21 protein-coding genes are annotated in these 24,910 nt (G+C 45.8%); 5 read left to right on the plus strand and 16 right to left on the minus strand.

Going from position 1 to position 24,910, the window contains the following annotated elements:
• Nucleotides 1-53 precede the first annotated feature (53 nt).
• Together hrpB and L5M71_RS04860 are read right to left on the minus strand one after the other, a co-directional pair.
• Nucleotides 54-2,603, minus strand: a complete 2,550-nt coding sequence (hrpB, locus tag L5M71_RS04855) for an ATP-dependent helicase HrpB (RefSeq protein WP_263206413.1) — start codon at nucleotides 2,601-2,603, stop codon at nucleotides 54-56.
• A gap of 127 nt (nucleotides 2,604-2,730) precedes the next feature.
• A complete protein-coding gene (locus tag L5M71_RS04860; protein WP_198571945.1) occupies nucleotides 2,731-4,950 on the minus strand; it encodes a putative bifunctional diguanylate cyclase/phosphodiesterase in 2,220 nt (739 codons plus the stop codon).
• Nucleotides 4,951-5,150: 200 nt separating this feature from the next.
• On the opposite strand from L5M71_RS04860, the gene thpR reads away from it, so the two are divergent.
• Nucleotides 5,151-5,696 (plus strand): RNA 2',3'-cyclic phosphodiesterase, encoded by a 546-nt coding sequence (gene thpR / locus L5M71_RS04865; RefSeq protein WP_263206415.1) that lies wholly within the window; start codon nucleotides 5,151-5,153, stop codon nucleotides 5,694-5,696.
• A 125-nt stretch (nucleotides 5,697-5,821) separates the two neighbouring features.
• Here thpR and L5M71_RS04870 read toward each other — a convergent pair whose 3' ends face one another.
• Complete coding sequence (locus L5M71_RS04870; RefSeq protein ID WP_105250260.1) at nucleotides 5,822-6,601, minus strand: tetratricopeptide repeat protein; 780 nt, start codon at nucleotides 6,599-6,601, stop codon at nucleotides 5,822-5,824.
• 431 nt (nucleotides 6,602-7,032) lie between these two features.
• On the opposite strand from L5M71_RS04870, the gene crp reads away from it, so the two are divergent.
• The 4 genes from crp to L5M71_RS04890 all read left to right on the plus strand — a co-directional run bounded on the left by crp (nucleotide 7,033) and on the right by L5M71_RS04890 (nucleotide 10,078).
• Nucleotides 7,033-7,668, plus strand: coding sequence for a cAMP-activated global transcriptional regulator CRP (gene crp / locus L5M71_RS04875; RefSeq protein WP_006080082.1), 636 nt, complete (start codon nucleotides 7,033-7,035; stop codon nucleotides 7,666-7,668).
• An 82-nt stretch (nucleotides 7,669-7,750) separates the two neighbouring features.
• A complete protein-coding gene (locus L5M71_RS04880; protein ID WP_105250261.1) occupies nucleotides 7,751-8,098 on the plus strand; it encodes a PepSY domain-containing protein in 348 nt (115 codons plus the stop codon).
• On the plus strand, nucleotides 8,079-8,753 hold the full coding sequence (locus L5M71_RS04885; protein WP_131523983.1) for a response regulator transcription factor: 675 nt from the start codon (nucleotides 8,079-8,081) through the stop codon (nucleotides 8,751-8,753). Before L5M71_RS04880 ends, L5M71_RS04885 begins: the two co-directional genes overlap by 20 nt.
• Nucleotides 8,750-10,078 carry an ATP-binding protein gene (locus tag L5M71_RS04890; RefSeq protein ID WP_113939137.1) on the plus strand — a complete coding sequence of 443 codons (1,329 nt, stop codon included), beginning with the start codon at nucleotides 8,750-8,752 and terminating at the stop codon, nucleotides 10,076-10,078. The genes L5M71_RS04885 and L5M71_RS04890 overlap by 4 nt, the downstream gene beginning before the upstream one ends.
• Before the next feature lie 102 nt (nucleotides 10,079-10,180).
• On the opposite strand, the gene L5M71_RS04895 is transcribed toward L5M71_RS04890, so the two are convergent.
• The 13 genes from L5M71_RS04895 to petA form a co-directional block, all read right to left on the minus strand.
• Nucleotides 10,181-10,984, minus strand: coding sequence for a DUF1338 domain-containing protein (locus tag L5M71_RS04895; RefSeq protein WP_263206418.1), 804 nt, complete (start codon nucleotides 10,982-10,984; stop codon nucleotides 10,181-10,183).
• Between the two features lie 209 nt (nucleotides 10,985-11,193).
• Nucleotides 11,194-12,654, minus strand: coding sequence for a succinylglutamate-semialdehyde dehydrogenase (gene astD / locus L5M71_RS04900; RefSeq protein WP_263206421.1), 1,461 nt, complete (start codon nucleotides 12,652-12,654; stop codon nucleotides 11,194-11,196).
• A 9-nt stretch (nucleotides 12,655-12,663) separates the two neighbouring features.
• Nucleotides 12,664-13,683 carry an arginine N-succinyltransferase gene (gene astA / locus L5M71_RS04905; RefSeq protein ID WP_263206423.1) on the minus strand — a complete coding sequence of 340 codons (1,020 nt, stop codon included), beginning with the start codon at nucleotides 13,681-13,683 and terminating at the stop codon, nucleotides 12,664-12,666.
• Nucleotides 13,684-13,810: 127 nt separating this feature from the next.
• A complete protein-coding gene (locus tag L5M71_RS04910) occupies nucleotides 13,811-15,028 on the minus strand; it encodes an aspartate aminotransferase family protein (RefSeq protein WP_263206425.1) in 1,218 nt (405 codons plus the stop codon).
• A 308-nt stretch (nucleotides 15,029-15,336) separates the two neighbouring features.
• Entirely contained in the window at nucleotides 15,337-16,248 is a 912-nt protein-coding gene (locus L5M71_RS04915; protein ID WP_263206427.1) for an alpha/beta hydrolase, read from the minus strand.
• A 54-nt stretch (nucleotides 16,249-16,302) separates the two neighbouring features.
• Nucleotides 16,303-17,448 carry an HDOD domain-containing protein gene (locus tag L5M71_RS04920; protein WP_263206430.1) on the minus strand — a complete coding sequence of 382 codons (1,146 nt, stop codon included), beginning with the start codon at nucleotides 17,446-17,448 and terminating at the stop codon, nucleotides 16,303-16,305.
• 205 nt (nucleotides 17,449-17,653) lie between these two features.
• The gene (locus tag L5M71_RS04925) at nucleotides 17,654-20,134 is read right to left on the minus strand and encodes a prolyl oligopeptidase family serine peptidase (RefSeq protein ID WP_263206432.1); all 2,481 of its coding nucleotides are present in this window, start codon (nucleotides 20,132-20,134) and stop codon (nucleotides 17,654-17,656) included.
• Between the two features lie 179 nt (nucleotides 20,135-20,313).
• On the minus strand, nucleotides 20,314-20,898 hold the full coding sequence (locus L5M71_RS04930) for an anthranilate synthase component II (RefSeq protein ID WP_263206434.1): 585 nt from the start codon (nucleotides 20,896-20,898) through the stop codon (nucleotides 20,314-20,316).
• 179 nt (nucleotides 20,899-21,077) lie between these two features.
• Nucleotides 21,078-21,515, minus strand: a complete 438-nt coding sequence (locus tag L5M71_RS04935; RefSeq protein WP_105250272.1) for a ClpXP protease specificity-enhancing factor — start codon at nucleotides 21,513-21,515, stop codon at nucleotides 21,078-21,080.
• The gene (gene sspA / locus L5M71_RS04940; RefSeq protein ID WP_006080065.1) at nucleotides 21,515-22,144 is read right to left on the minus strand and encodes a stringent starvation protein SspA; all 630 of its coding nucleotides are present in this window, start codon (nucleotides 22,142-22,144) and stop codon (nucleotides 21,515-21,517) included. The genes L5M71_RS04935 and sspA overlap by 1 nt, the downstream gene beginning before the upstream one ends.
• 96 nt (nucleotides 22,145-22,240) lie before the next feature.
• Complete coding sequence (locus L5M71_RS04945) at nucleotides 22,241-22,939, minus strand: cytochrome c1 (RefSeq protein ID WP_105250273.1); 699 nt, start codon at nucleotides 22,937-22,939, stop codon at nucleotides 22,241-22,243.
• Entirely contained in the window at nucleotides 22,939-24,153 is a 1,215-nt protein-coding gene (locus L5M71_RS04950) for a cytochrome b (protein ID WP_105250274.1), read from the minus strand. Before L5M71_RS04950 ends, L5M71_RS04945 begins: the two co-directional genes overlap by 1 nt.
• A complete protein-coding gene (gene petA / locus L5M71_RS04955; RefSeq protein ID WP_006080059.1) occupies nucleotides 24,153-24,743 on the minus strand; it encodes a ubiquinol-cytochrome c reductase iron-sulfur subunit in 591 nt (196 codons plus the stop codon). The genes L5M71_RS04950 and petA overlap by 1 nt, the downstream gene beginning before the upstream one ends.
• Between the last annotated feature and the right edge of the window lie 167 nt (nucleotides 24,744-24,910).

A 24,910-nucleotide genomic window follows, 5' to 3' on the forward strand; every position in this document is an offset into this window, starting at 1 on the left:
CGAATCAAAGTGCTTCATAACAAAATGTTATAAAACCAGCGGCGTTGTGCTTGCTAGGGCTGAGCTAAACCCAAGGTTTTCTTCTTGGTAAATTTTGTCGGCAGTGTATTTACAGGATCGTCTGGCCACAGATGTTTTGGATATCGACCGCGCATTTCCTTTTTCACTTCCACATAAGGTCCCTGCCAAAAGCTGGCTAAATCTGCCGTCAAGGCTAATGGACGCTGGGCCGGAGAGAGTAATTCCATCGTCACCTTTAGTTTGCCCTGCGCCAACATAGGACTCTGCGCCATGCCAAAGGTTTCTTGCAGACGTACACGCAGTAGCGCACGCCCAGACTCGTCATATGCTATTGGCGCAGAGGTACCGGTGACTAACGGCCAGGAAGTTGGCAATAACTCGTCAAGTCGATGTTTCTGCTGCCAGCTCAAACAGTTTGCCACAAAACCAAAGCAATCGAGCTTAACTAATTGCTGCAGATTATTCACATTTTCGAGGTAAGGCGCCAGCCAAGTTTCTAGGCTCGCTAATAATGCTTCATCATCAACCTTGGGCCAGTCACCGCCCGCGTCAAACTCAGTTGCCAGTTTGAGCCTGTGTTGAAACTGTTCTAAGTTAGCGTTCCAATTGAGGATTTGTAATCCTTGCTGGCGAATATAGCCCAGTAAGGCCGCGACAATTTGCTTACGTTCAGGCTTAGCAATCGTCTCGGTTTTTACTAAAATTTGTCCGACCTTGTATTGGCGCTGCGCAATCACTCGACCTTTAGCTTCATCCCAGCCACAGATCTCATGAATGTCCAGCAAACCTTTTAGCTCGCCGTCGAACAAGCTTGGCTGAAGCTGACTCGCTAAGTAAATCCGCCCAGCGTTTCTGCCTTCAGTTTCTTGAAAATCCGCCACCACCATCCACGGCGTTTGCGCCAATGCATCATCGGCTGCGAGCACGACGCCAGTACCATTGGCTAATTGGTAGCCCTCAACACCGCGGGCCTTAGCGATACGATCCGGATAAGCAAGTGCTAATAATAACCCCACATCGCTGTGGTGTGCATGGGTCGCTATCTTAGACAAATCCGCTGCTAATCCTAGCTTTTTCTGCCACTGTTTTGCCTGTTGCCCAGCTTGTCCATGACAGGCAAAGTGCAGGTAATTCATGATATCGGCGCCCTTTTTAGGCAAACCACGCGCCTCTAAAACCCCCGACAACAAGCAGGCCAAACTGCCCAATTGCGTTGCTTGTTCGTTAGCATTATTGACTCCCCCATTGTTTGCGCCCAAACTTTTTGCGCCCAATAACATATGAGCAAGCCTTGGGTGACACCCTAGCTCGTAGGCCGCTTTACCGTGGGGAGTGAGTTTATTTTGAGCATCGACCATGCCTAAATCTTGTAACAGTTTCCACGCCAGCGCCTCATGCACACTTGGTGGCGGCGTTAACAACATCAAGTCGCTAAAGGATTTTGCGCCCCAGTAAGCACAATCGTGGGCCATAGCCACCAGATCCGCTTGGCTGATCTCGGGTTCATCGGCCCTGAGCATGCGACCATGTTCTTCTTGGCTCCACAGGCGAACACACACACCCGCTGATAAACGCCCGGCGCGACCACTGCGCTGAGTTGCGGAGGCTTGGCTTATACGTTTCAAGCCTAAGCGAGTGACACCGGTTTTAGGGTTAAAACTCGCTTGTCGTTTATAACCACTGTCGATGACAAACCCTATGTCTTCAATAGTTAAACTCGATTCCGCCACGTTAGTGGCTAGCACAATTTTACGCCTGCCATCTATAGTTGCAGCGATCGCGCTATCTTGCTCGGCACCCGAAAGTTCACCATAAAGAGGGCAAATCAAAAAAGCATCGTCCGCTAAGCGCTCGCGCAAAAACTGCTGTAATCGTAAGATCTCCCCTTTACCGGGTAAAAACACGAGCACGGCATTATTGGCAGCCGTTTTATCAACACTGGCACTGCTGCTGGCCGAGACCAGTTCGAGCACGCAGCGGCCGAGGTGATCGATCCAATGCTGCTGAGTTGGCACAGGGCGATATTCGATGTCGACAGGAAAACTCCGGCCTTCGCTGTGCAAGGTCACCGCTTCTGGCATGAGTTCAACTAAAGCAAGACCTGATAGAGTCGCTGACATAGCTAATATCTTTAAATCGTCCCGCAGTGAAGCTTGCACTTCGAGCGCTAGGGCAAGACCTAAATCTGTGGTGAGGTGACGTTCATGAATTTCATCGAAGATGATCATTCCAATCCCAGTTAACTCGGGATCTTGTTGGATCATTCGCGTCAGTATGCCTTCGGTGACAATTTCTAAACGGGTATTAGCGCTGATTTTAGCTTCACCGCGGACGCGATAGCCGACTTCTTGCCCCACCTTTTGCTGGCGACAGCTGGCAATATAGTGCGCCACACTACGCGCCGCGACACGCCGCGGTTCGAGCATTAAAATGCGTCCGCTGATTTCTGGCCAATCTAACATAGCCAAAGGTAACGCCGTTGATTTACCCGCACCTGTCGGTGCCTCGAGGATCACTTGAGCGTGACGAGAAAAAGCCGCGCGCAGCGGTGCTAATAAGCTATGAATAGGTAGAGAGTTCAAGAAAAAGACATCAGCGGCCAAGACAGGGCGTCAGTGTACTAACAATCGGCTTTGAGTACCATTTCGCAGCAAACATTATCAAGTCAGTGCTGACATAAGTAACAGCTCAAGGCTGCCATGCCCAAGATTACAGCTGTGGATAGGGAGCAAAAATCTCACGCTTTTCGAGCCAAGGTTGACTGAGCCCTGACTGTAGTTCAGCTAAGCGTATCGGTTTATTGATGGCGTAACCTTGAGCATAGTCGACGCCTAAGGCTTGCAATTTCCACCCTATTTCTTGGGATTCGACAAATTCAGCAACCACATCAAACCCCATATCTTGACCAAGTTGGCAGATGGATTTTACGATCGCCTGATCCGCAGAGTCTTCGCAAATATTGACGACAAATTGGCCATCCACTTTCACAAAATCCACATTGAGGCGCTTAAGGTAAGCAAAGCTAGAAAAACCTGCACCAAAGTCATCGAGGGCTAATTTACAATTGAGCGGACGCAGTATCTCGAGTAGCTTTGTCGCTTGATCGAGCTGACTCACAGCCGCGGTTTCTGTGATCTCGATGCAAAGCTTATCCACCAGCTCAGGTTCGGCCATCAAACGCATTTCTAGCCAATTCATAAACTCATGATCGCCCAAAGAGGTTGCCGACAGATTCACAGACACAAGATCCAATTGCTGCCAAATATCTAAATGACTACCACCCCACTTGAGCAAATTATCGATCACCCAAAGATCAACCTTAGAAGCCAAGTTGTATCGCTCGGCGGCGGGTAAGAAGATAGCAGGAGACACTATAGTGCCGTTAGTCTGCACCATACGCAGTAGGATCTCTAAATGTAAGCCAGTTTCCTCGCGGTTTAACGGCACTATGCTTTGAAAATAAAGCTCAAATTGGTTTAACGCGAGTGCGCCGACGATATCTACAGAGGCCATCATCTCGGTGTAGAGACGGTTCATTTTAGGATCGCTCGCACTGTATAAATGCCAACCATTTCGGCCTTGATCCTTCGCCAATCGACAAGCAGCGTCAGCTTGACTCATGACGGTATAAATATCGGCAGATTTTTTATCTAGCCTAGCAATCCCCATACTGACACTGACATTGTGACTACGACTTTCCCAAATAAACTCATGATTTGCTAACTGGGTACAAATCCGCTTAGCAATCTGTTTCGCAGAGTCCACATTGCAGTAATGCATCAGGATACCAAACTCATCGCCCCCTAAACGGGCAACTATATCGCCTTTACGTACGAGCTGTTTCAAACGTAATGCGACTTGGCAAAGTAGCTTATCGCCCGCCTGATGGCCACTGATATTGTTAATGACTTGGAATTGGTCTAAATCGAGAAACGCCACGCAAATAGGCATATCGTCATGGGCATGTAGTAGGTTTTCTAATAGGGCTTCGAAATGTAGCCGATTAGGTAAACCCGTAAGTGCATCATAATTGGCATGGAACGACAGCTCATCGGCTAAGCGGTACTTTTCACTGACATCTTCGGCAATCATGACTAAAGTATCTTTATCGCCGCTAATCTGGCTAAAACTCAGTTTTAACCAAGTTAATTGATGAATTGATTTTAAAGGTAATTCACACCAAGCTTGACCGAGCACACCTTCTCGTACCACATGTAAGGTATCGGTTAGCATGGCGTGTTCTTCCTCACGCACCATGTCGAATAAATCATAGCCATGTTGAATTGGCAGGGTTTGCAGAGCGACTTTATTCAGCATAGTCAATTGATCATGCTTATCTAACAAGGCGCAAGCTAAGGGCAACTGGTTGAATACTTCACAGTATTTATGTTCACTGGCAAGCATGCTTAAAGCAATACGCGTCAATTCCATCGCAGAGCCAATCATCACAGCGGCGTGATTAAACTCACTTATAAACTCTTCGCTCCATTCACAACATTCGGAGCAATTGACGGCCCCCAAGGCAATACGGGTTTCGCCAAACACGACTGGCGGCAATACTAATAGACTCTTGACGTCCCAATCCCTTAATAAAGCTCGCTCAGCCTGAGCATCGGCAGGCAAGGTATTCACATCAGCCAGATTTAATAGACGCGGAGTACGGACAAGAGAGCGAAAAAATGGCATTCGTGCCAGGGGCCAGACTCGTGTCTGTTGGCCTTGGGCAAATTGAGGTTTTAAATACAGATTACGCGTGCGTAAACGATCCAGTGACTGGCTTCCGGTTAATACAAATACCCCGTCACAATGCAGTTGCAAAGTAATAGTCTCAAGCGCTCTGTCAACATTCTGCTCTAAGGTTTCTAGCGGGGATTCACTAAAAATACTGACCAAAGCCTGTTGGAGTGGATTAGCTAAACCTACTGACATGAAAAGTCTCTTCCTTACCTAAAAATCCATTTAAGGTATTATCGACGTGCATTAAGTATAGGCTCACAGTGAATTAAACGTCTGCTTGAGTCACAAATTAGCTGATAAATTCAACAGCTAGATTAACGCTCAAATGCGCTTAACGTCAAAGTGCTCGCTAAGATAATCCATATTAAGCCCTCCAAAAGGATGATAAACCGATGCAACAAAGGCTATTCCTCGGCTTCGCTCCCACAGATAGTCAAAGGGTATATCTAAGTGAATTGCAGCAGCAATTGATATGCCACCTTAATCCTGAGGCGAAAACGGTGAGTGTCAACAATTTGCATTTAACGCTCTGCTTTATAGGTCAAGCTAACAACGAGCAAAAAATCGCCCTCCTTAATGCGGTTGACCGCTTAGTGAAGCCAAGATTTAGCGTTCGGCTTAACCAGCTCGATGTATGGCCTAATGCGCAAGTATGTTGCTTGAAAGGCGATGATATTGAGCCGCCGTTAGCGCAATTAGCTAAAAAAACGCAAGAAATTGCCGACCGACTGCAATTACATCGGAATGAGCACAGCTTCTGCCCGCACATCAGTTTATTTAGAAAAGCAAAACAATGGACACTAGATGAGTCGGCTTTATTGCAACTCAAAGGTATGAATACGCTGACGTTAACGCCCGATAATTTGCATTTATACCATTCAAAAAGCACAAGCACGGGTGTCGAATATCACATCCTAAATTCTTGGACACTCGGTTAACCTTAATCAAAAAAAAAGCCCGAGTATCCACTCAGGCTTTATTTTTCAACTTATAAATCAATTTATTAATCAATACTAGAATAAAAAAAATAGCAGTTAACTAGAGAGCGATGATGAAGAAATACCTATTCGAGTAAACGTAAGGTTTCGCGATAGGCACGCTTTTGCTCGTAGGTTTGTAACCGCAGCATAAACTCATCAGTCTTAGTCATTTCAGCATTCATTTTCAACGCTTCGATCGCTTTCTGCTGCGTCGAAATAGCAGCACCAAAATCGCCTAACTCCGCATAAGCCGCGGCTAAATTATCAAGATTTGTAGGATCGTTTTCATTCACTTTGAGTAATTTTAAGGACAACTCGACCGCTTTATTGCCATCACGATATTCAGCTTCGGGACAAGTTGCTAAAATCCACGCCACATTGCCCAAAGCAACATCATCACCCACTTGGGAAAATTGCTCGACCGCTTTACCGCAGTTTCGCTGCACACCGTCACCGCCAGACGCATAAATAAAGCCTAAACGGAATTGAGCCCAACGACTGCCCTGCTCACTCAACGCTTTATACCAATGCTCAGCGACTGACAAGTCACGCTTGATCAATTGGCCTTCAAATGACAGATCCGCTAAGGTTTGCTGCGCTTTTTCATGTTGTTGTTCGGCGGCAAGTGAAATCCAGTGCAATCCAGTCGGCACTTCTTGCGACACAAAACGTCCGGAGAGATACATTAATCCCAGCAAAAATTGGGCATCGGCATCACCTTGCTCTGCCGTCACTTGAATATGCACAAACTTACTGGCCGCAAGTTCAGCTGCTGGCTGCGGGATAGAAAATGCGTGCGCCGCAGAGCTCAGCCCAATTGTTAAGCTTAAACCTGCACCTAAAACCCATAATCTGTATTTCACTTGCTTACCTCTCTTAAAAACAACTGCCCTCAAAGTTAGCCAGAATTAACCCCATAAGTCGAGCCTAAATACGCACAAACCTCAGGATAATGGGGGAAGCTAAGCCAAATGGAATGTCAAATTTAAAAAGTGAAACATGTTATTGTATAATTTAGTGGCATATTTTATTCATAATCTATAATAAAACTGCTGAAATAGACTGGTAAGATGTGATTAACTCGACAGAGTTAAGTGAATCCAGCGAGTTTCATACCGATTTAGTTGACTTAAATCACTAAAGTAGCAAAATAAGCTCTAATTTTAGATGGTTAATTGCATTTATTCACTTATTCTAAACTAAGACTTCCATCAAGTTTTTGTGAGTTTAATTGACGTAAAATGCTTATTTAGAATACTCTTACTTTCGTTTTAATCAATCGAGGAACACCAACATGGCTCTGATTGGTAAGCCAAAACCTGATCCAACTTTGGAATGGTTTTTATCACACTGTCACATTCATAAGTACCCTGCAAAGAGCACTCTTATCCATGCTGGTGAAGACTCAGATACCCTTTATTACATAGTAAAAGGTTCTGTAGCGGTATTGATTAAAGATGAAGAAGGTAAGGAGATGATCCTTTCTTATCTGAATCAAGGTGACTTTATCGGTGAACTAGGTTTGTTTGAAGAACAAGCCGAACGTACCGCTTGGGTTCGTGCTAAGCAAGCTTGTGAAATCGCTGAGATTTCATATAAGAAATTCAGACAGTTAATTCAAGTTAACCCTGAAATTCTGATGAAGCTGTCTGCGCAAATGGCCTATCGCCTACAAAGTACCAGCCAGAAAGTGGGTAACCTTGCATTTTTAGACGTTGCAGGCCGTATTGCTCAAACTCTATTGCATCTGGCTAAACAACCTGATGCTATGACACACCCTGATGGCATGCAGATTAAGATCACTCGTCAAGAAATAGGTCAAATTGTTGGCTGCTCACGGGAAACTGTGGGTCGTATCTTGAAGATGTTAGAAGAACAGAATTTGATCCAAGCTCATGGTAAGACAATCGTGGTATACGGTACCCGTTAAGTTAGTCTTCAGCTTGATTTAAGCCTGCCTTATTAAAGTGGCCTAGAATAAATTCTAGGCCATTTTTTATTGGGGAGCTCAAATGAAACGGCTGTTTTTAATCTGTTTTTTCAGCCTATTCACGCTGGTGCATCCAATAATCTTGCATGCCGAACCTATTGAATTAGAACATTATCAAGCCAAGGCGTTAGTTAACTCTGGGCAAATATTGTCCTTAAACGGTACACTCGCCGTAGTGAATCAATTTTGCCAAGGTGAACTAATTGATGCTCATCTCTATCAAGAAGATCATAAATGGCGCTATGATTTGCAAATCAAAGTTCAGCGTGGCCAAATCGTTAATCTCAGTATTGATGCAACTAATGGTCAAGCCGATCAATCAATAGCACTACCGAGCGAATGTCGAAAACATGAAACTGTTACTCGTTGAAGATAACCCAATGCTAGTCACCGAGCTGGAGAAACAACTCAAACTCGCTGGCTATGTAACCGATATTACAGACAAAGCGCTTGAAGCCGATTATCTGATCAAAGAAACCCAATACGATTGCGTAATCTTAGACATAGGTTTGCCCGATGGCAACGGCCTCGAACTGCTCGAAGGCTGGCGAAATCAAGGGATCAGCACTCCAGTTATCATGCTGACTGCCCGCAGCCAATGGCATGAAAAAGTAGAAGGTTTTAATGCTGGCGCCGACGATTACTTAGGTAAACCTTTCCACGCACAGGAATTATTGGCCCGAATCCAAGCTTTAATCCACCGTGCACATGGTCGTCTAAACACCTCAAGTAAACAATTGAGTTATGGTGGCGTGGTTTTAGATGAAGCAGAACAAACGGTAAAAGTGGCCGAGCAACTATATGAACTCACAGCAATGGAATTCAGGCTGTTAAAAATCTTCCTCATGTCACCTAAGAAGCTGTTATCTAAGACGCAGCTAACCGATAAGCTCTATCAGTTTGACGATGAAAAAGAGAGTAATGTGGTCGAGGTTTATGTCACCCATCTACGCAAGAAACTGGGTAAAACCACAATCGAAACCCGTCGCGGCCAAGGTTACATCTTCCACGGCATTATTGAATGATCTCGATCCGCACTAAGCTCAGTTTATGGTTAACTGGCTTACTCGTGTTAGGTACTGTGATTGGACTGATACTGTTTGAGTCCATGCTACGTCAGGCCTTCCACGACTCTATTATCAATCGCTTAGAAGAAGATCTCGAACATATCATGCTGGCAACCCATATCCATGATGGGGAGATCAGCATAGATCAAAGCCAGCTTTCCAGTTTCTACAAGCCCGCCTATTCAGGCCGTTATTTTCAGCTTAACCTGCCAAATGAAGTGATTCGCTCACGCTCCCTGTGGGATATGCAGTTAGATATCGAGCCATTGGCACCGAATCAAACCCGCGTCTGGCAAGCTAAAGGGCCAAAAAATAACGATATGCAGTTGTTATCACTGGGATTAAATTCCAGCAGTGCCAATGTCAGCGCCACCTTAACCGTTGCGCAAGATTTGAGTATCGGTAGACGCGTGTTTAGCGAGGTTTATGGCACTAAGCTTGGTGTCAATCTGGCGATGTTAGTTGCTATGATCGCGGGGATATTCTTGATCCTACGTCAATCCTTTAAGCCAGTTAAGCACATACAGCACGCACTTTCTCGGCTAAGACAAGGGGAAATTAACGCGCTGGAGCTCAATAATATTCCTCCCGAAGTACAACCATTAGCAAAAACCTATAATGAACTACTTGAGTACACAGCCAAGCAAATTGAACGTAGCCGCAATAACTTAGGTAATTTGAGCCATGGGCTTAAAACGCCACTTGCCGTGATGCAGCAACAGGTTGAAGCTCTTGGCCTCAAAGATCCTGAAACTGCCATTGCCCTGCAGCAGCAACTTGATTCGATTCACAAGATGGTCGAGCGTAAACTGGCTGCGGCGAGGATCACTGGCGACATGCTCCCCGCAGCGCAATTGGTTATCCCTAGGGATTTACATAGCCTAGCCAACACGCTAAATAAGGTTCACCGCAATAAATCCATTGAATGCAATTTCGAACTCGATCCCAATATTCTCAGACTGCCTATTCACAGAGAAGATGGCATGGAGCTCTTAGGCAACCTGCTAGACAACGCCTTTAAATGGGCCCAGAGCCGAGTCAGCATTCAGCTATCGCGTCAGCAAGAGCGTCTCTGCCTTTGTATCGATGATGATGGTCCAGGGGTTGCTGATGATGAGCTAGATAAGCTCACACAAAGAGGAACAAGGCTTGATGAGTCTGTAATGGGTCACGGTTTAGGATTATCAATAGTGAAAGAAATTGCCGAGCAATACGAGATTGAACTGCAGTTTAATCACAGCACTCGCTTAGGTGGATTGAGGATCGAGCTGACCTTTAGCTAGCCCAGGCTATGTCAATCGTATTAAATGCCTTGTTTGAAATATCCATAAAAAACGCCATCGAATTGATGGCGTTTTTTTTATGCAGAAAGCAATTTGAGGACGTTAGGCTTTATTCACATTGGTGCTTTCAAAAATCTTGTCGGCAGACGCCGCCACAAATCCTGTGTAGAGCTCGCCATTAGCCATAGGATAACGTAGCGCAAACTCATAGAAACAGCTTGGGATTTCCACTGTCGCGTCAGTAAATTCAACACCAATTTTATCGGCCATAGTCGACGATTGTTCTAATAATACTTCTGGCGAACCTTTGATCTCACCACCTGAACTATTGAGCACAAAGCCCGCTTGCTTCAGAGCATCATTCACTGACTCTAAAGTCTCAAAACCGTCGAGGTGATTGATAGACACAGTGAAATGGTTAGCGCGATAACCAAAAGCCGCTACCCAAGCTGCATATTCACTCTCAGTTAATAAGTCCTGATAGGTTTTAGCATCTAAAGACCAATGACGGCCTGAGTAAATAAAATTGTCAGCGGTAGTCGCTGCAGCGTCCACTTGGGTGATTAAGCCTTGAATAGTTTTTTGCAGCGCAGAACTAAATTCTTCAACCAACAGCTCAGAGATAAACACTTTAGGCTGAGTCGAGTCTGGATGTTCAAAATGCTTAGCGATCAGTTTTTTCTGTTCAAACTTATAATCACCGCAAGGTACATAACCTAACGAAGTGAAATGCTTAGCCAGTACATCCAAATTCACCTTAGCGATATTGAAAGTACGCAGGGCAATATGGTCGTTGATGATCGGCTTACCATGACCCAACAACGCGTGCACTTTTGCCGCAGAAGGGGTCATTTGAATATAGTCTTGCCACAGAGCGGCAAATAACGCGTTGATGTCGGTATGCATAAAAACTCCTTTTATTGTGCTGCGGTTATTGCTGTTATTTTGCCGCGAACACTAAATGTAACGACCTAAATGCCACTGTTGTAGCGTCACACATACCCACAGTAGAAACTCAAGTAACGTTACTGCTTGTTATTAAAAAGGAAGAACATTAGTCCTTCCTCCTCTTTCCCACATATTCTTTACCGCATAAAAGTCAAATCTCTACCCGCTTACAAGCTCAAACCTGGGCTTAATGTCGCGGGTAAACTCACGGCATCAGCCTCGACCGAAGCGACCGGATAAGCACAGTAATCGGCGGCATAGAAAGCGCTCGCCCTGTGGTTACCCGAAGCCCCTACGCCACCAAAAGGTGCCGCGCCAGATGCGCCAGTGATTTGTTTGTTCCAGTTAACAATCCCAGCACGAATGCGCGCGAGGAAATAGTCATAATCTTCACGGCTATCGGCCAGTAAGCCCGCAGACAAACCATAACGCGTTTGGTTAGCCAGTTTAATCGCTTGATCGAAATCGCTATAACGCACTAGCTGTAGCAGAGGTCCGAAGTATTCTTCATCCGGCAAGACATCGATAGCCGTCACATCGATAAGGCCAGGAGAGACTAAGCCCGTACCTGCTTCTAGATGGGTCAACTCGACTAACGATACGCCGCCTAAGTTCTGCAGATTCGTCTGCGCCGCAACCATACCTTTGGCGGCAGTTTCAGAAATCATTGAGCCCATAAAAGGTTGTGGCTGCACATTCCAAGGGCCAACTTTAATCTGCTTGACCGCATCAGCTAACATGGCAATCAAGGCATCGCCCCGCTCGCCTTGCTCTACATATAGACGGCGCGCACAAGTACAACGTTGGCCAGATGAGATATAAGCCGACTGCAAAATATCGTGCACGGCAGCTTTGATATCCTGCACACCTTTAATGATCAGTGGGTTATTGCCCCCCATCTCAAGTGCTAAAATCTTGCCCGGATGACCGGCATATTGTTGATGTAAAAAATGACCTGTGCGTGAGCTGCCAGTAAAGAACAGACCATCGAGCTGCGGGTGAGAAGCCAGTGCTTTACCCGTTTCCACTTCACCTTGAACTAAGTTAAGCACGCCAGCAGGCAGACCCGCTTTATCCCATAGGCTAACCATCAGCTCAGCAACTTTAGGCGTCAATTCAGAAGGTTTGAAAATCACAGTATTCCCAGCCAACAGCGCCGGGACTATGTGACCGTTCGGCAAATGACCGGGGAAGTTGTAAGGACCGAACACCGCCACAACGCCGTGGGGCTTATGGCGGATAACCGCGCGTCCCGCTGGTGTATCGTTGGCTTCAGTGCCCGTACGTTTATTGTAAGCCGCGGCTGATAGCGCAATTTTGCCTATCATGGCGCCGACTTCGGTCGCAGTTTCCCACTGAGGTTTACCCGTTTCTTGGGCAATCGTTTCAGCCAGTTCCGCTTTGTTGGCTTCGAGTTGGCTGCGATACGCTTCGACTATGGCTAAGCGTGCATCGAAACCTAACATAAACCAATCAAACTGCGCGGCGCGCGCGGCATCAACGGCGGCGTTAACTTGTTCTGCTGTAGCAGTTTTACCTGTCCAAATAGTTTGAGCATTGGCAGGGTTAATTGAGGCCACGTCATGACCTTTGCCAGCATGCCACTGACCTTGAATATAATGTGTCATTGGTTATTCCTACATTGCCAAAATACGGATTTGATCGCCTTTTGCGAGCAACAAACCCGCTGCCAGCTCAGGGCTGATAATGATGTGTTCGGATTTGTCGTCCACAGCCAGTGCGGCAGACGTCGCTCGATAATTGGCTAATTGAGTATTTGAGATAATAAATTGAGTGTCGGCTTCGACCATGTCACCAATATCGACGGTTAATAAACGGCTTTCACGCACGCCGCGAATGTCCGATAAACGACACTCAACCGTTGGACCACCATCAAAAATATCCACGTAACCGCGGCATCGAAAGCCTTCGGCCTGCAGCAGACTTAATGCGGGACGGGTATTGGTATGCACTTCGCCAATCACTTTCTGCGCTTCTTCCGGTAATAGACAAACATATACCGGATTTCGTGGCATCATTTCGGCCATAAATGCCTTTTTACCCAAACCAGAAAGATAATCCGCCTGAATAAAATCAATGCCTAAAAAGTGTTTTTGCAGCCAGCCATAGAAAGGTGAATGACCATCGGTATCGCTCACACCGCGCATTTCGGCAATTACAGTTTCGCCAAAACGTTGCGCATGTTGCGCTAAAAACAGAAAGCGACTGCGGGATAACATGCGGCCATTGTTGCCCTTGCGATACGCTTCACGCAAAAACAGGGTGCACATTTCGGCGGCGCCAGTGTAATCATGGCAAAGGGTGAGGGTTTCGACCTCGTTACGCACGTCAATTTGTTCGGAATGATAGACTTCAGTACCGAGTCGATAATGGTAGAAAGCATCTTCCATTCCCACGGCCGCTTCGATAGCGCACGTCCCCACCACTTCACGGGTGTCGGTATCTTCCAGCACCATCAGATAACCTTCATCGAAGGGCGCATCGACGGTTTTGACGAATGAGGCTTCTGCTCGCGCAATTTTATGTCTGAGCAAATCGGCATTCACGGGTAATGACGTAAAACCATGACCAGACTCTTCGGCAATTTGATATAAGGCTTCAAAATCGCCAGCCTGAATAGGACGTATGATTAACATCTTAGTGTCTCCTCACTTTGGCTTGCCGTGCATCAAGGCGCCTCTCTTCAAAAAGACAGGTAATGATGCACGTAAGTATTCCCTGACAAAAAAGGAGTGCGAATAAATTCAGCACTCCTTTGGTCATTTAGGCGGCAGCAATGCTCGCCACAGCACGTTCAAAACGAGCTAGACCTTCAGCAATATCTACCTCAGGGATCACCAGAGAAGGAGCAAAACGTACCACGTTAGCACCCGCCATCAGGCTCATTAAGCCTTCAGCGACAGAGGCCACCAAGAAGTCGCGTGAACGGCCTTGGTATTGTTCATTAAGAACTGCCCCTAACAGCAAACCTTTACCGCGTACTTCTGAAAATACATGATATTTTTCATTGATTTTGTTCAAACCATCGCGCAATAACTGCTCGCGATGTTTAACGCCGTCTAACACTTCAGGGGTGTTCACTACGTCTAACACAGCATTACCGATAGCGCAGGCTAATGGGTTACCGCCATAGGTAGAACCGTGAGTGCCCACTTTTAGATGTTCAGCAATCTCAGCCGTTGTCAGCATAGCTGCGATAGGGAAACCACCGCCGAGTGCTTTAGCTGTGGTTAAAATGTCAGGCACTATTTCAGTACCCATGTAAGCGTACAGTTCACCAGTACGGCCCACACCCGTTTGGACTTCATCAAAAATCACTAGTGCATTGTGCTTATTAGCCAATTCACGCAGGGCTTTTAGGAATGCAGGATCGGCATCGATAATACCGCCCTCGCCTTGCAGCGGCTCAAGCATGATGGCGCAAGTCTTATCGGTTACTGCGGCTTCTAAGGCGGCAACATCGTTAAATGGCAGGTGAGTAATACTCTGCGGCTTAGGACCAAAACCATCGGAATAGGCAGCTTGTCCACCGACACTGACGGTGAAGAATGTACGGCCGTGGAAAGCTTTATCGAACGCTATGATTTCATCTTTCTCAACTCCATGTTTTTCTAAGGCATAACGACGGGCAAGTTTTAATGCGGCTTCGTTGGCTTCGGCGCCAGAGTTGGCAAAATACACTTTGTCGGCAAACGTGCTATTAACTAATTTAGTCGCTAATGCCAAGGCAGGCTCATTCGTCATTACGTTTGACAGATGCCATAATTTTTCACCTTGTGTCTTAAGGGCATTCACAAGGGCTGGATGACAGTGACCTAAGCAATTTACCGCAATACCGCCAGCAAAATCGATAAACTCGTTGCCCTCTTGGTCCCAAACTCGGCTTCCTTCGCCACGAACAGGGATCACGGCAGCAGGCGCATAATTAGGCACCATCACTGCGTCAAACTGGGCACGGTCCAACTTCATATCAACGCTCATTCTTCTTCGTCCTTTGTGTTTGTTTAACGGCGCCTTGCACCGTCAGAGTCCCATAGGTATCTTTATCTAGAGTTAGTGATACTGGGATTGCTTGTGTCTATTAATAACCATTATTAGCGAAAATGTGATCAAAATACCAGTTTTTCACAAACATCAATCCACGCACTTCCACTCAAAGTGCATAAAGATTGCAGTTTAAGAACTATACAAGCGGTTAAGCCTATGGCTTGCAGCATAATTAGTCAGAAAAAAAGTTATTTGCCCCTCATTTTGCTAGCTATTCACTGAATGTGAATAACTACACCATTTTAACGAATCAAGTGTGAAAGCACAAAATGACCAATTTTCGACCTCACTTCAAGGGCTTCGGGTAATAAATTGAACAGAGGAAACACATGGGGCATGTTAGGGTAAAAGCAGCCCGTTATCTCACCACCACAGGCTTTTATTTGGGCGACTAAACGTTCAGAATCTTGCAATAATAGCTCCCGCGTACCCGCAATTACTAAGATAGGCGGCAGGTCTGCCAAGTTTCCCTGTAAGGGGGAAACTTTTGCCGACATAGGATCGGCCCCCGCAAGATAAGCGCCACGTAAGCGCAGCAATGCCTCTATGGTGAAGAAGGGATCGTCGGCTGCGAGTATCAACTCAGTATCCCCCGTAAGTGCTAAGTCTAACGCGGGCGATAGTAAGATACAGGCGGTCGGTAAAGGCAGGCCTAAACGCTTTAATTCCAGCAACAAACTCAGGGCTAAATTGCCGCCCGCCGAGTCACCCATGAGGATCAAATTCTCCGTGCCTTTCAGCTCAATTAACCGCCTATAGGCTTCAAGCACATCATCAAATGGCGCGGGGAAAGGATGCTCAGGTGCGAGACGATAATCCGGAATATAAGCATCTAATTGACAACGCTGGCAGATATCTGCGACCAGTCTTGCATGGGCATGGGGCGTTTTAAAACAGAAGCCTCCGCCACGGATATAAAATAGATTTCCAAGGCGAGGAGGTTCGTTGAGAAGCACATAATGTAACAAGTTTGAGTGTTGTAAGGGGATGGTAGCGCTGACTAACTTATCCGGCCAAGGGAGCCAGCGTCTATCAAGCTCAAGCAACTTTTCACGCACTTGCGCTAAGGGCATTTTGGCCTGTCCACGACTGATGGATGGCCTAGCGACATAGGATAAAATGGTATTTAGTACAGATGCTTGCCAGCTTGGCATATCCCTTCCTCTACTTAAACGCCGCAATCATGGCGCTACGTAGCAGACCGTGGATTACAGCAGATCTAACTTCCTATAGTTTTGTGCTTTTAAGCGCAGTACTTCTTGCTCAGTTAACTCATAATAATCAAACATTAAGCGCTTTTCTTGGGGATCGATTTGACGCATTTCTTCGAGTAATACCACCTTAGCATAACAGTTTGCCCGCGCGACTAATGCCGACAGAGGCGACAATTCTCGATAACTTAAGGTTTGGTCTAACTCCTTTAACAACCGAGTTAAGGGACTCGCTTCAAACTTAAGTAACTCTAATAATTGCCAATTAAGTTTAAGACCATGGTTTAACACTTGTTCAAACACGGCCTTAGCAGGAAACTCAGTGGCAATCACCGCATCATACACTTCCTTATCACGGCTGCTACTGGCTTCTCTTATCCAAGATCCCCATGTTTGGTCGAATAAACGGGCACTTAAACTCAATACAACGGATGTGCCTAACTGATTAAGTAAGGCACTACTATAAACCAAGGCTGAGTCAGTATTATGAAGCTGAGCTAAAGCATTTGCCGCTATGCCACTGACTATGCTGTAGCGCCATAATTTACGAGTAGTCCATAACAACTTAGCATTGCCACTAGGAAGCCAATTTCGCAAACAAAAGTAAGGGATAATGGTGCGAAGGTTTTCGATACCGATGTAATTCATCACTAATTTGATATCAGTGACCCGCACATCTGAGCTCTGAGACCGGCGAGCGCGAAAAGATGGGCTGTTGACCATGTTGGTTAAGTCGCGGCACAACCAACTTAAGTTACTGATCAGTGGTCTTAATCGCGTTGCATCGAGATTTTTTGCCAGCAATAATTCCAGCAAGAGGATTTGCGACTCATTGATATCTGACTTAGCCAGAACAGATTCAGGGGACGCGAGTTGATGCTCGATGGCGTTAATGACAGTTTCATGCAACTGGCTCGATACGGCTTCAAACACTTCTTTAGCTTTAATTTGTTTCATCAAACGCACCAAAATCGCTTCGCGTTCAACATCTAACTTATTTGCATCGGCCTCTAATTCAAGGTCGAGTTCATCCAAAAGAGTCGGGCTCGCTTTTTGCTTTCCGAGGATCAATTGTTGATAGAGTCTATGTTCTATCTCTATAATTTTGCCGGGTCTTACACCGCCCGCAACCGAAATCGCCACTATAAATCTTTCCTATATCGCTAATGCCCGAGTGACGTCAACACAATCAAACTCTCAAAATCATTACAATTTCAGCACATACACTTAATCTTAGCAATAATGCAAAGTCGCAGAACGCAAACAAAGAGTTATATCGGATATTTCCTAGTCAGTTACCCAATAAAAAGGCCTCGACTAGGAGACCTTTAAAAGAAATCGAACTGAATTATTTAAGTTCTTGTTCAAATAACTTATAGATGCGGCGGTATTCATCTAACCAGCTAGAAGGTTGACGGAAACCATGGGGCTCAACAGGATAAATCGCCATTTCAAAGGTTGGTTTTTCCAGTTCAATGAGGCGCTGTACCATACGCACACTGTCTTGGAAGAAAACGTTGTCGTCCATTACGCCACTCATGATAAGCAGTGGTTTAGTTAATCCTTGGGCATGCTCAATAGGAGAGCTGCGCTCATAGGCGATAGGATCGACATCAGGCGTATTTAAGATATTAGAGGTATAAGGCGCATTATAATGTGCCCAGTCCGCCACAGGACGCAATGCAGCTCCAGCTTGGAACAAGTCCGGCGCGGTAAACAAAGACATGAAGGTTAAGAACCCACCGTAAGAGCCACCATAAGTACCGACACGCTTAGTATCGACATGGGTATGAGTCGCCATCCACGTTACGCCATCCTTTAAGTCTTCCACTTCTGGATGACCCATATTGCGATAAATAGCGGTGCGCCAATCTCGGCCGTAACCTTTAGAGCCACGGTAATCCATGTCCATCACAACATAACCTTGTTGAGTCAGCAGGTTGTGGAACATAAACTCGCGAAAATAACCGCTAAAACCATAATCGGCATTCTGCAGATAACCTGCGCCGTGATTGAAAATAACCGCAGGATATTTCTCAGCGCGGGACTTATCATAGCCTTGCGGCAGATAAACTCGAGCGTACACATTGCCAGCACCATGATTTGAAGGTACAGCTACCACTTCTGGCGCTTGCCATGGGTAATTTTTGAAGGCATCACTGGTATAAGACGTCAGCTGCTTTAACTCGCCGCCAATGGGTTGAACATAGAGTTCATTAGGCTGTGTGCGGCGTGAGGCATTGAGTAATAGCTGAGTGCCATCGGGGCTTAAGCTGTAATCTAAGTTGCCATCCCACTGGGTTAGTTGCTCATTTTTACCTGTGGCAAGATTCACGCGGTGAACGTTATAAATGCCGGGGTGACTCTGGTTCGCTTTGTAATAGATGTAATTGGCATCCGGTGACAGCGTAATATCACTCACCACAAACTTGCCTTGGGTTAACGCACGCGGCTTTTCGCCTTGAGCTTTAATATAAAGCTGCGAATAACCGGACTCTTCTGACAAGTAATACAAGGTATCCGTATCCGGTAACCAACCGAATTGGTTGTAGTCGTAATTCACCCATGCATCATCATGCAAACGATGTTCGGTAATGAATTTACCCTTAGCAAGATCGACACTGGCGATCCAGCGATCTTTGTTATCGGTGGCTTCTAGCATCAGGGCTAATTTATTTTCCGACTCATGCCATTGAATCGCACTCTGAGTCCAGCCCCAATCCTGCATCAACTGAATTTTACGTGGCGATTTAGTGCTTTGATAAGTTTCGCCTTTCGCTTTAGCATTTTCAGCTTTCACTTTGGCTAGCACATCTTCATCAAAACCAGTAAGGCCCTCGATTGTGATATCGACTTTTTTATGTTGGTTTAAATCAAGCACAACAAAACGTTGCCCTGGTGGCGTATCTTCAGCCACGCGCGCGCGCACTGGCACTGGGTCGATATAACCTTCGCTACCTAAGTAATTAGGCATGATGTCGTGTTCGCTGCTACCTGTGTAATTTTTATCTGTAAGCGCGACTAAAATATAGCGGCCATCGGGTGATAAACTCAGCTCTGACACCACTTCGCTATCGCCTAAATACCAAGTGCTGGCGGCGAGCGTTGGATCGTTTTTTTGTAATTCATCTTGGTACTGCGCTTTAGCTTTAGCATTTTCTTGCTGCAGCGCTACATACTGAATCAATCTGTGCTGTTGTTTCGCAATATAAGACGTCGGCTCTTTTACACCTTCTGGCGCTTTCGCCATTTTAATTTCAGCAAGTTGCTCGACTAAGCCTGAATCTTGATGAATTTGGAAAACATTGTCGCCCTGCCAATAGGCAATATCGCCATTATTGAGATAACGCACACCATCGATGGCGGTGCGCTGGCGAGTCAATTGGCTGATCTTACCCGTGCTTAATTGCTTAACAAAAATGTTGCCTTGATATAGGTAAGCCTTGTGGGACTTAGTGCGATCAAACACACCAAACTGCTGATCTGCGGCATGTAACTTATCGAGAGCTAGCTCGACGGCGCGACTGTCATTGATGCCTTGCTGATAATAGCTACGCAGAGGTGAAGCACTCGCTTGGCGGGCAAACAGCACGCTTTGGCTATCGTCGCTCCAGTAAGCCTCTTTGGCAAAGATCCCCATCCAATCAGGATTTGCCATAATTTGATTAAGCGTAAGCGCCTGTGAAACTTGTGGCGGTTGGGCTAAGGGAACTTGGAATGCTGGCGGAGCTATTACGGGAGTTGCAGTTTCAGTCGATGTCGCTGCGCACCCTGCCAATACGGCAACCGCTAACGCACTAAAACCCAAATTTCGCATTACGCTTCTCATTTATCCTTCCTTTTATTGTTATCGCAATGGCTAAATGACCCAGTCTACTTATCTGCTGGTTTCGCCTATTCGCGTAGTTTTGCGGCAGTTATAGCATAGTTAATCGCTAAACTTGCTTAAAAGAAGGATAAATCTTGTAACAGAAATTGATAGTGTGGAGAGTTTTTAAGGCGAGGAAATTATACGGACACAGCCGGTTGCGCTAAAAAATTGGCTAACAGTTCGAGACCTTGCTCGGTGAGAATTGATTCGGGATGAAATTGCACCCCATAAAGCGGTAAGTCTTGATGGCTCATGGCCATGATTTCTCGGCCGTGAATTGCATCGTCAAACCAAGCATCGAGTACAAAACCTTCAGGCACAGCATCAACCAGTAACGAGTGATAACGTGTCACGGTTAAAGGCTGATTTAATCCCTTAAATAACCGCTGTCCAGTGTGCGTAATTGCACTGACCTTGCCGTGCATCACCCGTTCGGCACGCACGACATTGGCACCAAAAACCTGTGCCATCGCTTGATGTCCCAAACAGACACCTAAGATTGGCATGCGCGCAGCAAAATGCTCAATCGCCGCAAGGGAAATCCCCGCCTCATTGGGAGTGCAAGGGCCGGGCGAAATCACCAAATGACTAGGCGAAAGCGCCTCGATGTCGGCGATGCTAATTTCGTCATTACGCTTAACCACTATCTCTTGCCCTAGCTGCTGAAAATACTGCACTAAGTTAAAGGTGAAAGAGTCGTAATTATCGATCATTAGCAACATACAAGATCCATTGGTCTAAATGGGTAAAGGTAACGCATATCTAACGGATGAATGCGGGCGCAAATGCTATCACACCTTGTACTTAAGGTTTAACCAATTACGGCGATAAAATACAGCGACAAAAAAGCCAGTCATTAGACTGGCTTAGTTTTTAAAACGACTTGGGCATTTCACCACAGTTATTTAACCACAGTTAAATGACTGCGACGCTTAGGAGGCTCATCTGTCGGTTCAAACGCTTTATCTGTTGTTTCAACAACGGATAAAGATGAATCGACTTCATCGTCCATCAGATAAGCATCTTCGATATCGAAGACAGTGCCAGCACCGTTTTCACGGGCATAAATAGCGACAATCGACGCCATTGGCAACATCACCTGCTGAGGAACACCACCAAAACGCGCATTGAACTCCACACACTCATTGCTAATTTGCAAATTGCCCACTGCGCCAGCAGCAATATTCAACACTATCTGGCCATCCTTCACGTATTGCTGCGGTACTTGAGTGCCTTCAACAAAGGCATCAACCACAACGTGAGGAGTCAATTGGTTGTCCATCAACCAATCATAGTAAGCCCTTAGTAAATAAGGACGATTTGGAGTCAAAGGTTTCATTACATACCCATGCGCATTTCGCGTTCGGCTTCAGTTAAAGAAGCTTTAAACGATTCACGCTCAAAAATACGTGTCATATACGCTTTGATATCTTTAGCTACACGGCTATCTAGCTCAATACCTAATACAGGTAAGCGCCACAACAATGGGCCAAGGTAGCAATCCGCTAGACCAAATTCTTCGCTCATGAAGTAAGGCACTTCACCGAAGATAGGCGCAATTGCGATCAGGCTTTCAGTCAACTCTTTACGAGCCGCTTCAACACGATCACCTTTACGGATACGGTCAACGAGCGAATACCAGTCAGTATCGATGCGATGCATCATCAAACGGCTTTGGCCGCGAGACACTGGATAAACTGGCATCAAAGGCGGATGAGGAAAACGCTCATCCAAATATTCCATGATAATGCGTGATTCGTATAAAACGAGTTCACGGTCTACCAAAGTTGGCACTGAGTTATATGGATTTACTTCGAGTAAATCCTCAGGCATTTCGTTAGGGTCGACCTGTAAAACATCAACAGTAACCCCTTTCTCAGCTAACACGATACGTACTTGATGGCTATACAGATCATCAGCACCTGAAAACAGTGTCATGATAGAGCGTTTGTTGGCAGCAACAGCCATTGATACCCTCCAGAATCGAAATAAAACAAAAGTAAACGAGGGGCAAAGCCCCCCGTTTACACTATGCGGATATTACATTTTACCCGTTATTGGTGCCTAGTGTACATCTTTCCAATACTCTTTCTTCAAGAGGTAGGCCACAATAAAGAATATAAATAGGAATCCGAGTACCCACCAGCCCATAGCTTGACGCTCTAGCTTAACAGGTTCAGCCGAATAAACTAAGAAGCCAGTGATATCACGTACTGCTTGGTCGTATTCTTCCGCATTCAATTTACCGCCGGTCACCACAATAGTGCCATCTTCTTGTTTAACTGGTGTGCCTTGTAACTCTTCGAGTACATGTGGCATACCAACAGATGGGAATACTGTGTTATTCACACCAAATGGGCGACTTGGATCTTTATAGAAGCCTTTCAGATAGGAATAAACCCAATCTTCACCACGCACGCGAGCAACTAAAGTTAAGTCTGGCGGTGTAGCACCAAACCATTTAGCAGCATCTTTAGGTGGAATAGCGTTTTGCATCAACTCACCAATTTTAGCATCGGTGAACATATACTTATTACGCATATCATCCGCAGAGATACCGATATCGGTCGCTACACGTTCATAACGTTGATACTGAGTGCTGTGGCAACCAGAACAGTAATGTTGGAACAGGTCCACACCACGCTCTAAAGAAGCTTTATCATGCAGATCAACATTGGCATCTTCTAAATGAATTTTATGTCCGCTCGCGGCCATAGCCAACGTCGGCAACAAGGTAACTAATGCAATCAATAATTTTTTCATTAGTGTGTCAACCTCGCTGGAACAGGTTTAGTTTTTTCATTCTTGCTGTATACCCACAGCGCCACAAAGAAACCAAAGTAAGTGAAAGTAAACACCTGTGCAACTATCGTCAGCGTCGGCGTGGCAGGCACTACCCCTAAATAACCCAATACTATGAAAGATATAGCAAATTGGGCAATATTCAGCTTATGTAGCGTACTACGGTAGCGAACTGACTTCACTTTACAGCGATCTAACCAAGGCAATACGAACAGTACTGCAATCGACAGACCCATCATTATTACGCCACCCAATTTATCAGGCACAGCACGTAAAATGGCGTAAAAAGGAGTGAAGTACCAAACAGGTGCAATGTGTTCAGGAGTCTTCATCGAGTTAGCCGCTTCAAAGTTTGGCTTTTCAAGGAAGTAACCACCGCCTTCAGGAATAAAGAACAACACATAGCAGAACACTATCAGGAAGCCCGCGACGCCCATGATGTCTTTTACAGTGTAATATGGGTGGAATGGAATACCGTCAACTGGCCAGCCATTTTCGTCTTTGTTCTTCTTGATTTCGATACCGTCAGGGTTGTTAGAACCCACTTCATGCAGCGCAATTAAGTGTAAAAACACGAGTACGACTAATACTAGCGGCAGAGCAATAACGTGCAGCGCAAAGAAACGGTTCAGCGTTGCGCCAGAGATCACGTAGTCACCACGGATCCACAGGGTTAAGTCGTCACCAATAACTGGAATCGCACCGAACAGAGAGATAATTACCTGCGCACCCCAATATGACATTTGACCCCATGGCAGCAAATAACCCATAAAGGCTTCGGCCATCAACACGAGGAAAATTAACATACCAAACAGCCACAGTAGTTCTCTAGGTTTCTGATATGAACCGTAAATTAAACCACGGAACATGTGCAGATAGATCACGACGAAGAAGGCTGATGCACCCGTTGAGTGCATATAACGCAGCAACCAACCGTATTCAACATCACGCATTATGTATTCAACAGAGGCAAATGCGCCTTCTGCTGTTGGTACATAGTTCATCGTCAACCAGATACCAGTCAGTAATTGGTTAACCAATACCAACATCGCTAGCGAACCGAAAAAATACCAAAAGTTAAAGTTAGTTGGCGTAGCGTACTGGCCCACGTGACGGTTATAAGTCGCCGTCATTGGGATACGCGCATCAATCCAATTAATTAAATTCTTAACCATTACGCCACTCCTTTATCTACACCGATAATCACGGTGCCATCATCAACGTATTGATGTGGAGGGATAACTAGGTTCAATGGAGCAGGTACGCCTTGGAAAACGCGACCAGCCATATCGAACTTAGAGCCATGACATGGACAGAAGAAACCAGAAGTGACACCTTCAACTTGCTCACCAAATGAATCTGGCAAATAAGTAGGTGAACATCCGAGGTGGGTACAAATACCGACAGCAATAAAATACTCTGGCTTGATTGAGCGCAAAGGATTTGTTGCATAATCAGGCTGCTGCATCTCAGCAGAAGCAGGATCTCTTAACTTATCATCATGTGTTGGCAGTTCATTGATCACAGCATCTGTGCGACGGACAACCCATACAGGTTTTCCACGCCACTCAACACGGATCAGCTGACCTGGCTCTACTTTACTGATATTTACTTCGACCGGTGCACCTGCAGCTTTCGCTTTGGCACTCGGATTCCATGACTTGATGAAAGGAACCGCTACAGCGACGGCACCAGCACCACCTACTACGGCGGTTGCGGCTGTCAGGAATCTGCGACGTCCGGTATCGACTGGCGCATTGCTCATCCACTTATCTCCCAGAGGGTGTTGGAATTTTTATATTTCAAAGACTTTCAGCCCTTAGTCATCACTAGGGTCAAAAATCGAAGTTTGAAGCGGGGCTCATTATAGCTAAAAATTAGAAGCAGATCATAGTGAAAACACGCAAGTAAGTTAGGGAGATTGCGTGTTTT

It is taken from the genome of Shewanella sp. SW1 (genome assembly GCF_025653545.1).
In the GTDB taxonomy this organism is placed as follows: Bacteria; Pseudomonadota; Gammaproteobacteria; order Enterobacterales; family Shewanellaceae; genus Shewanella; species Shewanella oncorhynchi.

Coding starts and splice junctions, on each gene's coding strand:
- L5M71_RS04860 (WP_198571945.1), bottom strand. CDS start 4,950: ATGTCAGTAGGTTTAGCTAATCCACTCCAACAGGCTTTGGTCAGTATT.
- thpR (WP_263206415.1), top strand. CDS start 5,151: ATGCAACAAAGGCTATTCCTCGGCTTCGCTCCCACAGATAGTCAAAGG.
- crp (WP_006080082.1), top strand. CDS start 7,033: ATGGCTCTGATTGGTAAGCCAAAACCTGATCCAACTTTGGAATGGTTT.
- L5M71_RS04880 (WP_105250261.1), top strand. CDS start 7,751: ATGAAACGGCTGTTTTTAATCTGTTTTTTCAGCCTATTCACGCTGGTG.
- L5M71_RS04885 (WP_131523983.1), top strand. CDS start 8,079: ATGAAACTGTTACTCGTTGAAGATAACCCAATGCTAGTCACCGAGCTG.
- L5M71_RS04890 (WP_113939137.1), top strand. CDS start 8,750: ATGATCTCGATCCGCACTAAGCTCAGTTTATGGTTAACTGGCTTACTC.
- L5M71_RS04895 (WP_263206418.1), bottom strand. CDS start 10,984: ATGCATACCGACATCAACGCGTTATTTGCCGCTCTGTGGCAAGACTAT.
- astD (WP_263206421.1), bottom strand. CDS start 12,654: ATGACACATTATATTCAAGGTCAGTGGCATGCTGGCAAAGGTCATGAC.
- astA (WP_263206423.1), bottom strand. CDS start 13,683: ATGTTAATCATACGTCCTATTCAGGCTGGCGATTTTGAAGCCTTATAT.
- L5M71_RS04910 (WP_263206425.1), bottom strand. CDS start 15,028: ATGAGCGTTGATATGAAGTTGGACCGTGCCCAGTTTGACGCAGTGATG.
- L5M71_RS04915 (WP_263206427.1), bottom strand. CDS start 16,248: ATGCCAAGCTGGCAAGCATCTGTACTAAATACCATTTTATCCTATGTC.
- L5M71_RS04925 (WP_263206432.1), bottom strand. CDS start 20,134: ATGAGAAGCGTAATGCGAAATTTGGGTTTTAGTGCGTTAGCGGTTGCC.
- L5M71_RS04930 (WP_263206434.1), bottom strand. CDS start 20,898: ATGTTGCTAATGATCGATAATTACGACTCTTTCACCTTTAACTTAGTG.
- L5M71_RS04935 (WP_105250272.1), bottom strand. CDS start 21,515: ATGAAACCTTTGACTCCAAATCGTCCTTATTTACTAAGGGCTTACTAT.
- sspA (WP_006080065.1), bottom strand. CDS start 22,144: ATGGCTGTTGCTGCCAACAAACGCTCTATCATGACACTGTTTTCAGGT.
- L5M71_RS04945 (WP_105250273.1), bottom strand. CDS start 22,939: ATGAAAAAATTATTGATTGCATTAGTTACCTTGTTGCCGACGTTGGCT.
- L5M71_RS04950 (WP_105250274.1), bottom strand. CDS start 24,153: ATGGTTAAGAATTTAATTAATTGGATTGATGCGCGTATCCCAATGACG.
- petA (WP_006080059.1), bottom strand. CDS start 24,743: ATGAGCAATGCGCCAGTCGATACCGGACGTCGCAGATTCCTGACAGCC.